The following is a 10,317-nucleotide window of genomic DNA, read 5'->3' on the forward strand; positions in this document are numbered from 1 at the left end:
CGTGCGCTCGGCCGCTACACGGCGGCGGCGGCCAACGAGCCGGGCCACGTCGTCGACGCCGATCTCTTCCTGGTCACCCTCGAAGGTGAGCCGGGGCCTGCCGCGGAGATCGACGAGATCGCCTGGGTCGATCCGCAGGCACCCGACGGGATCGAGTTGGCGCCTCTGACCAGGCATACCGTCCTGGCGCTTGCGCGCGACGGCGTCAGCTGACGGAGGCGCAGCCCGCGCACACCCCGAAGATTTCGATGGTGTGGCTGACGTCGGAAAAGCCGTGTTGGGCGGCGACTTCGGCGGCCCACGCCTCCGCGGCGCCGCCTTCTACCTCGATGGTGGAGCCGCAGTCGCGGCAGACCAGGTGATGGTGGTGGTGTTCGGAGCACCGGCGGTAGACCGATTCGCCGCTGTCGGTGCGCAGGGTGTCGAGCAACCCGGCGGCTGCCATCGTCTGCAGCGTGCGGTAGACGGTGGTCAGGCCGATGCCCTCGCCGCGGCGGCGCAGTTCGTCGTGAAGTTCCTGGGCGGAGCGGAACTCCTCGACGTTCTCGAGTAGCGCGGAGATGGCTGCTCGTTGGCGTGTGGAGCGGACGGCGGTGCCGGTCATCGGGTCCCATCTCCAGCTTGTTCGCCCGAGTATTCGCCGGCATGCGCCACGGCGGCCAGCACGATGTCGCTGAGGTGGTGATCGGCCAGTCGGTAGCGCACCTCGCGGCCGCTGCGCTCCCCGGCGACGACTCCTGCGGACTTCAGAATCCGCAAGTGCTGGCTGACGAGTGGTTGTGGCACCGCGAGTGCGTCGACGAGATCGTGTACGCAGCTGGACGATTCGCGGAGTTGCAGCACGATGGCGATGCGAACCGGCGCCGCGAGCGCTCGCAATAGGTCACCGGCGTTGTCCAGCACCGCGCGGGAGGGCACCTCGTGGGCGGGCGCCCCGCCGTGCGCGTGGTCGGCGTGCCCGTCCTCGTCCAGTTTGGGCACGGCAAATTTGGAAACCGTTTTCATTACGGCCAACAATACATGCGCCGATGCGCATGTCAATCGAGCCCGCGCCGCCCGCTACGCTGTTCACCCGTGGCCTCCATCATCGACACCGTTGCCAATCTCGCGAAACGCCGTGGCCTCGTCTACCAAGCCGGCGAGATCTACGGCGGCACCAAGTCGGCATGGGACTACGGCCCACTGGGCGTCGAGCTCAAGGAGAACATCAAGCGGCAGTGGTGGCGGTCCATCGTCACCGGCCGCGACGACGTCGTCGGCCTCGACAGCGCGATCATCCTCCCGCGTCAGGTGTGGGTGGCGTCCGGCCACGTCGAGGTGTTCAACGATCCGCTCGTCGAATGCCTGAACTGCCACAAGCGGCATCGGCAGGACCACATGCAGGAGGCGTACGCCCTCAAGAAGGGGCTCGACGATCCCGATGCCGTCTCGATGACGGAGATCGTGTGCCCGGACTGCGGCACCAAGGGGCAGTGGACCGAGCCGCGTGACTTCAACATGATGTTGAAGACCTTCCTCGGGCCGATCGAGACCGAAGAGGGCATGCACTACCTGCGCCCCGAGACGGCGCAGGGCATCTTCGTCAACTTCGCCAACGTCGTGACGACGTCGCGTCGCAAGCCGCCGTTCGGCATCGGCCAGATCGGCAAGAGCTTCCGCAACGAGATCACGCCCGGCAACTTCATCTTCCGCACCCGCGAGTTCGAGCAGATGGAGATGGAGTTCTTCGTCGAACCGTCGACCGCTGCGGAATGGCACCAGTACTGGATCGACACCAGGCTGCAGTGGTACGTCGACCTCGGCATCGATCCCGACAACCTCCGGCTGTACGAGCACCCGAAGGAGAAGCTGTCGCACTACTCGGACCGCACCGTCGACATCGAGTACAAGTTCGGCTTCCAGGGCAACCCGTGGGGCGAGCTCGAAGGCGTCGCCAACCGGACCGACTTCGACTTGTCAACGCACTCAAAGCATTCCGGCACGGACCTGTCCTTCTACGATCAGGCCACCGACACGCGGTACACGCCGTACGTGATCGAGCCCGCAGCAGGCCTGACGCGATCGCTGATGGCGTTCCTGGTCGACGCTTACCACGAAGACGAGGCCCCCAACGCGAAGGGTGGCGTCGACAAGCGCACGGTGTTGAAGCTCGACCCGCGGCTGGCGCCCGTCAAGGCCGCGGTGTTGCCGCTGTCGCGCAACGCCGACCTGTCGCCCAAGGCCAAGGATCTGGCCGCGGAGCTCCGCGCGTCGTGGAACATCGAGTTCGACGACGCGGGCGCGATCGGGCGCCGGTACCGCAGGCAAGACGAGATCGGCACGCCGTTCTGTGTGACGCTGGACTTCGACTCGCTCGAAGATCACGCGGTGACGATCCGCGAGCGCGATGCGATGACCCAGGAGCGCGTGGCGATCGATGCCGTCTCGGACTACCTCGCGGTGCGGCTCAAGGGCGCCTAGACCCTCTGGCGCTCGCGAGATTAGAACCTCCCGCCGCCACCGCCCCAGTCGCCGCCGGAACCGCCGAACGAGCCAGGACTCCAGTCGCCGCCGCCGACGCTTCCCCCGATCCCGCCGCGCAGCGCACCCGACAGGATGTTGCCGATGAGGATGCCGCCGAGGACGGCACCCATGTTGTTGCCGGCGCCGCCGCCGAACCCGCCGCTGCCGTAGCGGCCGGTGTACTGCCGCTGCGCGGCGCTGACGTCGGCGTTCGCCATGGACTGGGCCTGCGCCGCCAGCATCGCGGCGCCGTTGGCGTGCTGAATGGCCTCCGTCAGGTTGGTCGCCTTGAGCGCCTCCGCAGCCTCCAATTGCCGCACGGCCTCCGCCAACCGGGTTCGCGCCTCGGGGCCGACACTTCCGCGGCGGGTGTCGACGAAGTCCGATACCGAACGCACCTGCGACTGCGCGCTGAACAGTGCCTGGTCGAACGCCCGGCTCAACCGCGCGGCCGCCTCGACCTCGTCACTGATCGCCGCGAGCAGCCGATCGAGCTGCGCATCGGCCTGGGTCAGCTGGGTGAAGGTGCCCAGCGGATTCGAGGTACCCGCGCTCTGCGCCTGCGTGACGGCCGCGGCCGCCGCGTCGCGCGCGGAGGTCAGCTCGGCGGCGCGTGGGACGTTACCGCGCGCGAGTTGAGCTGCGGCGGCGGTGATGCCGTTCTGAATGTCGGCGATCGCCGCGGGCAGCGCAGCCACCGCCCGGTTGATGTCGGTGGACGCGCTGTCGACGGAGTCGAGCAACGTACGGGCTTGGCCCAACCCGGATTCCGCTGCCCGGATCGCGTCGACCAGCCCGCCCTGACTGCCCGCGGGTTTGGCCACCAGCGCGCGGCCCTGGCTGATGTTCTGGTCGGCGAACGACAACCGCTGCTTGGCGGTCTCGACGTTGCCCGCCACCGATGCCAGTGCGGTGTCGGAGAACTGAGAGTGCAGGGCGGCCAGCGTCTGCCCGGCGGGGTCGATCCGAGCCGTCAGGTCGACCATCTGCTGGGTGAGCGTGTCGAGTCGATCCGGCGCGTTGATGACGAGATCGCGCAACTTGCCGAAGGCTTCGCGCTGCGCCTCGAGTTCGTCGTCGGCGCGGGCGGCCGCGACGATGACGCGGGTGAGCAGATCGCGCCGCTGCTGGGGCGTCTCGGGAATGGTGTCGTCGAGGATCTGGCGAACGTTGAACGCTTGTGTCAGCGCGATTTTGGCTGCCGCCACGGCTTGGCTGAACGGGGCGGTGTCCTTCTCGCCGAACTCCTCGACGGCCAAGGTCAGTTCGTTGTCGCTGGTGCGGACGGCGTTGTCGACTTCGACGACGACCGACTTCGACAGGTCGTCGAGTGCGTCCAGGGAAAGCGAGGACAGCGCGTTGGGGTCGGCTGGGTCCACCCGTTTGGCGGCGGCGAACTCCGCTTCCCGGCGCTTGCGACGCCTGCGCCCGCGCCACACGATGAGCGCCAGAACTGCCAGGGCGAGGATCGCGAGGAAGATGAGGATGCCTACCCAAGAGGCGCCTCCGGTCGAGCTGCCGTCGTTCTTCAACCCGACGGCTGCGGCGGTCCCGGCACCCGCCCAGTCGCTTTGTCGCAAGGCCGGTTCCACCTCGTTGCGGCGAAGATTGGCCTGATCGGAGTCGCTGAGGATGCCGGTCCCGGCGAGCAGGGCGTAGTCGCGGTCCTGGGTGGCGACCGCCAGAATGGCGTCCTGGTCGGGCTGGAAGTTGTTGGTCTGCATGGCCCTTCGAGCCCAGGCCACCCCCGTCTGGCCGGAGAAGGTGTCGACGTAGACGACCCATAGCCGAACTCGGCGAGCCGTGTAGAGATCGTCGACTGCGGACTTCACCTCGCTGAGCCCGTTGGCGTCGAGGACGCCGGCATCGTCGGTGACGTAGTCGGTCAGCCGAAGGGGCGGTTCGGCGTTGGCCGTCGGGAGGTTCGGCACCAGCAGTGCGCCAACGGTCAGCACCGCGAGAAGCAGGCTCGGGAAGCGGGCGATACGCATGACCGCCAATGTAGTGGGCCGGAGGAGACGGGCACTGAAGACCGGCGGACCGTCCTGGCAGACTGTGCGTCGGTGGCGCACTCAAGTGATCGATACTCAGACTTCGACCGGCAACGCATGGTGGTCGAAGCGCCGAAGGGTGCTGCCCTGCCGGGGACCGACACCGAACACCGCACCGACTTCGCCCGCGACCGGGCCAGGGTCCTGCACAGCGCCGCCTTCCGCCGACTGGCCGACAAGACCCAGGTCGTCGGGCCACGGCAGAGCGAGACACCGCGCACGCGGTTGACGCACTCCCTTGAGGTCGCCCAGATCGGTCGAGGGATGGCCGTCGGTCTCGGTTGCGACCCCGACGTCGTCGACCTCGCGGGCCTGGCGCACGACATCGGCCACCCGCCATACGGCCACAACGGCGAACGCGCGCTCGACGAGTTGGCGGCAGACGTCGGCGGGTTCGAGGGCAATGCCCAGAACTTCCGGATTCTCACCAGAATGGAGCCGAAAGTCCTTGACCCGCAAGGTGCGAGCGCGGGCCTGAACCTCACGCGGGCGGCCTTGGATGCGGTGACCAAGTATCCGTGGTTCCGCGGCCCCGAGATGGGCAAGTTCGGCTTCTACGCCGACGACGTTGCTGCGGCGACTTGGGTGCGGCAGGGGGCGCCCGATGCCAAGCCCAGCCTGGAGGCGCAGGTGATGGATTGGGCCGACGACGTGGCGTACTCGGTGCACGACGTCGAGGATGGCGTGATCTCCGGCCGCATCGACCTACGCGTCCTCGGCGACGATGACGCGGTGGACGAGCTTGGCAGGCTTGGCGAGGCCAGCGGCATGGGCGGAGGGCTCGCCGCGGGCGACCTGATCGCGGCGGCGGGCCGGTTGTCGGCGCTGCCCGTGGTCGCCGCCGTCGGCAAGTACGACGGGACGTTGGCGGCATCGGTCGCTCTGAAGACACTGACCAGCGAGTTCGTCGGGCGGTTCGCGTCGGCGGCCATCGCGGCCACCAGGGAGGTGACCGGCCCAGGTCCGCTGGTTCGCTACCAGGCCGACCTGGCGGTGCCCGCCACGGTGCGGGCCGAGGTCGTGCTTCTCAAGATCCTCGCGCTGCAATTCATCATGTCGGACCCACCGCACCTCGAACTGCAGGCGCAGCAACGCGTACGCATTCACCGGGTCGCCGAATTCCTGTTGGCCAGGGCGCCTGCCACCCTCGACCCGATCTTCGTCCCCGAGTTCAACGCCGCCGCCGACGATGGGGCCCGGCTGCGGGTGATCCTCGATCAGATCGCGTCCTACACCGAAGGACGACTGGAGCGCATCGAGGCAGTCTGAGCGCGCATAGACTGTCCCGGTGGCGGGAGTGGCGGGTAGTGGCGATGCGACCCGGGGTGGACGGATTCCCGACCGCGACATCGCCGCCATTCGCGAAAGCACCCGCATCGAGGACGTCGTCGGTGACTACGTGCAGTTGCGGCGTGCCGGGGCCGACTCGCTGAAGGGGCTGTGCCCGTTTCACGACGAGAAGTCACCGTCGTTTCACGTCCGGCCCAATCACGGTCACTTCCACTGTTTCGGGTGCGGCGAGGGCGGTGACGTCTATGCGTTCTTGCAGAAGATCGAGCACGTCAGCTTCGTCGAGTCCGTCGAGATGCTCGCCGACCGCATCGGCTACAACGTCACCTACACCGGCGCCTCGGCCACGAACGTCCAGAGGGACAGGGGCAGTCGCAGCAGGTTGATCGCCGCCAACGCCGCGGCCCAGGCGTTCTATGCCGAGGCGTTGCAGTCCGACGAGGCGGCACCCGCCCGCCAGTACCTGGTCGAGCGCAACTTCGATGCCCAAGCGGCCGCGCACTTCGGCTGCGGCTTCGCGCCGTCGGGGTGGGACAACCTGACGAAGCACCTGTTGCGCAAGGGCTTCGAGTTCAAGGAACTCGAAGCCGCCGGGCTTTCGCTCGAGGGTCGCCGCGGGCCTCGGGACCGCTTCCACCGTCGGCTGGTGTGGCCCATCCGGGCGAGTAGCAGCGAGGTCATCGGGTTCGGTGCGCGCCGGATCTTCGACGACGACCAGATGACCGCCAAGTACCTGAACACCCCCGAAACCGTGCTGTACAAGAAGTCCAACGTTCTGTTCGGGCTCGACCTGGCCAAGCGCGACATCGCCAAGGGGCATCAGGCCGTGGTCGTGGAGGGCTACACCGACGTGATGGCCATGCACATGGCTGGGGTGACGACGGCGGTGGCATCGTGCGGGACCGCCTTCGGCGAGGAGCACCTTTCGATGCTTCGGCGACTCATGATGGACGACAACTTCTTTCGCGGTGAGCTTATCTACGTCTTCGATGGCGATGCGGCGGGCCGCGCCGCGGCGGTCAAGGCGTTCGAGGGTGAGCAGAACCTCTCTGGTCAATCGTTCGTCGCCGTCGCCGACGAGGGGATGGATCCGTGTGATCTGCGACTGAAGTCCGGAGATGGCGCCCTGCGCGACCTCGTCGCCCGACGAACCCCGTTGTTCGAGTTCGTGATTCGCACCGCCCTTGCCGACCACGACCTCGACAGTGCCGAAGGCCGGGTGTCCGCGCTGCGCCGTTGTGTCCCGATGGCGTCCAGGATCAAGGACCCGACGCTGCGCGACGAGTACGCCCGCCAACTGGCGGGCTGGGTCGGTTGGGACGACGTCGCCCAGGTCATCGGAAGAGTGCGCGAGACCGCGAAGGCGGGCGGTGGCGCGCTGCGCCGCGATGCGCGCCGGGCGGCGGCGGCGAGCCCAGCCGCCGACACCCTGGCCAGGCCCGACCCAAGGGATCCGACCCTGTGGCCTCAGCGTGAGGCGCTCAAGGCCGCGCTGCAGTATCCGGCGATCGCCGGGCCCGTCTTCGACACGTTGACGGTCGAGAGCTTCACCCATCCCGGCTACGCCGCGGTGCGCACCGCAATCGCGTCGGCAGGCGGCCTGTCGACGGGCGGCTCGGGAGCGCAGTGGATCGACGCGGTCCGGGAGCAGGCGGCGTCGCCGCAGGCGGCGAACCTGGTCAACGAACTCGGGGTCGAGGCCTTCCGGGTCGACGACGACGACCGCCTGGTCCGCTACATCGGTGGGGTGCTGGCGAGGTTGCAGGAAGTCTGGGTCGGTCGGCAGATCGCCGAGATGAAGTCGAAGCTGCAGCGCATGTCCCCCGTGGAGAACGACGAGGAGTACAACGCGTTGTTCGGCGACCTCGTCGCGATGGAGACCTACCGGCGCAGCCTGCTGGAGCGGGCCAGCGGCGACGACCTTACTGCGTGAACCGACTCGTCACGCTATGGTGAATTCGCTGTCAGTTCTATGGAAGGGCCCGTCATGACCATCCGAGCACGCCGACTCATCTCCGCGGGAGCCTTGGCGGTCGCTGCCGTCGCCGCTCCGCTCGCGATCGCCCTGACCGGCGGCACCGGCCAGGCGCTGGCCGGCCCGAACTGTTTGTCCTGGTACGGCAACCAGGAGGACGGGCATTGCCTGTCCTACTCGAATGGCAACGGGGTCAATATGGGCACGCCCTGGGGCCTCTACGGACCCAACGGCAGTCCCGGCGGCATCGGCGGACCCATGCTTCCCGGCCAGACCTGGACCAAGCCTCTGAGCTAGCGCTCCTTGGCTTCGGGCTGCAAAACCGAGGTCCGTGCGTCGATCGGTGTCAACGTCACCATCGCTCGGTCGGGTGATACCCGATCGGCTATCTTCCGTCGTCCGGCATCCAAGACAGCCTTGGTCGCCGGGCTGCCCGTGACCGCGCGGAACGTGCCCGCGAGCTGCTCGTATCGACGTCGGCCAGCCTTTGCGCCCAACACGTATCCGACAGCCATGACGGCGGCGACGCGTATCACGGGGCTCCTTTCTGGTGGTGGTGCATTGCCTCCATCCTGCCTCGTGCCGCCGAGTCGTGGCGGGGCGACGCGGGCGGCCCGCGTCACGTGCCCGATTCCGGACTTCGAGACCCCATGCGCTAGAGTCAACGCTCGGTCCGCGGGCATGTTTCGCGCACCGATTGCCATTCCCCTGTAGCTCAATTGGCAGAGCAGCCGACTGTTAATCGGCAGGTTCGTGGTTCGAGTCCACGCGGGGGAGCTTCACCCATCTGCACAGAATCGGCAATGCGCTACTGGGCGTTTTGCTCCTCGTGCTCGTCGGCGTCGGGGATGTGCTCCGGGTGCAGCATCTCGGCGTAGCGCAGCTGCTCGGGAATTCCGAATCCCTCGACCAGAAGCTCGGCGTGCGGGCGTAGCTTGCGGCACCGGTCGTTGATGCCCCGGGTGACGGCTTTGGAGCGCTCGGTCGACAGGAACCGGTGTTCCACGAACCACGACTTGTCGCCCTCGATCACCGACAGCGCGTACAGGTCGCACACCAAGCCGAGGATCTCCCGGGCCTTCTCGTCCTCGCAGGTGTCGATACCTGCGACGAACGCCTCGAGGATGACGCGCTCGATGTGCGCAGTCGCGGCGTGCAGCACGTGGTCTTGGACGGCGTTGAACGCGTCGAACGGAGACATCTCCTTGGACTTGGCCTGCAGCCGACGCGCTACGGACGCGATCATGTACTCCTCGCGGTCCTCGAACATCTTCACCTGGGTGCCGCGGTTGAACAGCGAGCCCTCTTCCTCGTTGTCCTCCCTGGTGTCGACGATCGTCTGCATGATCGTCTGCGCCGCGGTCCGCTTCAGCACTCGCTCGCCTGCGAAGTTTGCCGCGAACCGCACCCACTGGGCCGGGCTCATGCTTTTGACGTCGTCGGCGTACGCGGTCAGCAGTTCCTTGGCCACCAGCTGCGTCAGCACGTGGTTGTCGCCCTCGAAGGTGGTGAACACGTCGGTGTCGGCCTTGAGTGCGATCAGCCGGTTCTCGGCCAGATAGCCCGCGCCACCGCAGGCTTCGCGGGCCTCCTGGATGGCGCGTGTGGCGTGCCACGTGTTGGCGGCCTTCAGACCGGCCGCGCGGGATTCGAGTTCCCGTTGTTCCTCGGCGTCGGGGTCGTCGGCGGTCTGCAACTCGTGACACTTGGCCACCAGCTCGTTCTGAGCGAACTGCAGGGCGTAGGACTTCGCGATCAAAGGGAACAGTCGGCGCTGATGCACCAGGTAGTCCATGATCAGCACCTCCTCTTCGGCGCCGGGTGCCTCGAACTGCCTGCGCTCCAACGCATATCGCGTCGCGATGTCGAGTGCCACCCGCGCCGCGGCGCCAGCGCTGCCCCCGACCGTGACCCGCCCGCGGATCAGCGTGCCGAGCATCGTGAAGAACCGGCGGCCCTGGTTTTCGATCGGCGACGAGTACGTGCCGTCTTCGGCGACGTCGGCGTACTTGTTCAGCAGGTTCTCCCGTGGGATCCGCACCTTGTCGAACTGGATGCGGCCGTTGTCGACGCCGGGTAGCCCACCCTTGTACTGGCAGTCCGACGTCGTCACGCCGGGCAGGTCGTTGCCGTCGTCGTCGCGGATCGGCACCACGAAGCAGTGCACACCGTGGGTCTTTCCCTGGGTGATCAGCTGCGCGAACACCGCCGCGACCCGGGCAGTATTTGCGGCGCCGCCGATGTAGTCCTTGCGCGACGACGGGGTGGGGGAGTCGATGACGAACTCACCGGTGTCGGGGTCATACGTGCCCGTGGTCTCGAGCGCTTGGACGTCGCTGCCGTGCCCGGTCTCGGTCATGGCGAAGCAGCCGAGCAGTTCCAGGGCGATGAGCTTCTTGACGTACGCCTGGTGGTGACGTTCGGTGCCGAGGTTCTCGATCGCGCCGCCGAAGAGGCCCCACTGCACGCCTGCCTTCACCATCAGCGACAGGTCGGACA

General features: G+C 67.5%; 10 protein-coding genes and 1 tRNA gene. 6 read left to right on the forward strand and 5 right to left on the reverse strand.

All coding sequences use genetic code 11. The features are described 5' to 3' along the window. Positions 1–213, forward strand: a 213-nt coding sequence (locus QOD90_RS13010; protein ID WP_526350269.1) for an NUDIX hydrolase, incomplete at its 5' end; no start/stop codon positions are given. Here the strand turns inward: QOD90_RS13010 and QOD90_RS13015 are convergent. Beyond that, complete coding sequence (locus tag QOD90_RS13015) at positions 206–604, reverse strand: Fur family transcriptional regulator (protein ID WP_526350271.1); 399 nt, start codon at positions 602–604, stop codon at positions 206–208. The two genes, QOD90_RS13010 and QOD90_RS13015, sit on opposite strands and share 8 nt — an antisense overlap. Further along, entirely contained in the window at positions 601–1,005 is a 405-nt protein-coding gene (locus QOD90_RS13020; RefSeq protein WP_526350273.1) for an ArsR/SmtB family transcription factor, read from the reverse strand. The genes QOD90_RS13015 and QOD90_RS13020 overlap by 4 nt, the downstream gene beginning before the upstream one ends. A gap of 15 nt (positions 1,006–1,020) precedes the next feature. Between QOD90_RS13020 and QOD90_RS13025 the strand changes: the two genes are divergently transcribed. Continuing rightward, positions 1,021–2,460 carry a glycine--tRNA ligase gene (locus QOD90_RS13025; protein WP_526350275.1) on the forward strand — a complete coding sequence of 480 codons (1,440 nt, stop codon included), beginning with the start codon at positions 1,021–1,023 and terminating at the stop codon, positions 2,458–2,460. A gap of 20 nt (positions 2,461–2,480) precedes the next feature. Here the strand turns inward: QOD90_RS13025 and QOD90_RS13030 are convergent, their stop codons facing one another. Further along, complete coding sequence (locus QOD90_RS13030; RefSeq protein ID WP_526350277.1) at positions 2,481–4,493, reverse strand: TPM domain-containing protein; 2,013 nt, start codon at positions 4,491–4,493, stop codon at positions 2,481–2,483. 117 nt (positions 4,494–4,610) lie between these two features. Between QOD90_RS13030 and QOD90_RS13035 the strand changes: the two genes are divergently transcribed. The 3 genes from QOD90_RS13035 to QOD90_RS13045 are packed head-to-tail and all read left to right on the forward strand — an operon-like array spanning position 4,611 to position 8,115. Then, positions 4,611–5,822 carry a deoxyguanosinetriphosphate triphosphohydrolase gene (locus tag QOD90_RS13035; protein ID WP_526350279.1) on the forward strand — a complete coding sequence of 404 codons (1,212 nt, stop codon included), beginning with the start codon at positions 4,611–4,613 and terminating at the stop codon, positions 5,820–5,822. 28 nt (positions 5,823–5,850) lie between these two features. Further along, positions 5,851–7,776, forward strand: coding sequence for a DNA primase (dnaG, locus tag QOD90_RS13040; protein WP_526350287.1), 1,926 nt, complete (start codon positions 5,851–5,853; stop codon positions 7,774–7,776). Between the two features lie 54 nt (positions 7,777–7,830). Further along, positions 7,831–8,115, forward strand: a complete 285-nt coding sequence (locus QOD90_RS13045; RefSeq protein WP_526350281.1) for a DUF7155 family protein — start codon at positions 7,831–7,833, stop codon at positions 8,113–8,115. Here the strand turns inward: QOD90_RS13045 and QOD90_RS13050 are convergent. Continuing rightward, the gene (locus QOD90_RS13050; RefSeq protein WP_526350283.1) at positions 8,112–8,354 is read right to left on the reverse strand and encodes a hypothetical protein; all 243 of its coding nucleotides are present in this window, start codon (positions 8,352–8,354) and stop codon (positions 8,112–8,114) included. The genes QOD90_RS13045 and QOD90_RS13050 overlap by 4 nt on opposite strands. A 168-nt stretch (positions 8,355–8,522) precedes the next feature. On the opposite strand from QOD90_RS13050, the gene QOD90_RS13055 reads away from it, so the two are divergent. Continuing rightward, positions 8,523–8,595 (forward strand) — tRNA-Asn (locus QOD90_RS13055). A gap of 31 nt (positions 8,596–8,626) precedes the next feature. Here QOD90_RS13055 and QOD90_RS13060 read toward each other — a convergent pair. After that, the coding region (locus tag QOD90_RS13060) for an acyl-CoA dehydrogenase family protein (RefSeq protein WP_526350285.1) at positions 8,627–10,317 on the reverse strand (1,691 nt) is incomplete at its 5' end.

The organism is Mycobacterium sp. (assembly GCF_032161845.1).
Lineage (GTDB): Bacteria > Actinomycetota > Actinomycetes > Mycobacteriales > Mycobacteriaceae > Mycobacterium.

What these genes read in the sequence shown, in the direction of transcription:
- QOD90_RS13015 (WP_526350271.1), bottom strand. Translation starts at nt 604, where the DNA reads ATGACCGGCACCGCCGTCCGCTCCACACGCCAACGAGCAGCCATCTCC.
- QOD90_RS13035 (WP_526350279.1), top strand. Translation starts at nt 4,611, where the DNA reads ATGGTGGTCGAAGCGCCGAAGGGTGCTGCCCTGCCGGGGACCGACACC.
- QOD90_RS13020 (WP_526350273.1), bottom strand. Translation starts at nt 1,005, where the DNA reads ATGAAAACGGTTTCCAAATTTGCCGTGCCCAAACTGGACGAGGACGGG.
- QOD90_RS13045 (WP_526350281.1), top strand. Translation starts at nt 7,831, where the DNA reads ATGACCATCCGAGCACGCCGACTCATCTCCGCGGGAGCCTTGGCGGTC.
- QOD90_RS13030 (WP_526350277.1), bottom strand. Translation starts at nt 4,493, where the DNA reads ATGCGTATCGCCCGCTTCCCGAGCCTGCTTCTCGCGGTGCTGACCGTT.
- QOD90_RS13025 (WP_526350275.1), top strand. Translation starts at nt 1,021, where the DNA reads ATGCGCCGATGCGCATGTCAATCGAGCCCGCGCCGCCCGCTACGCTGT.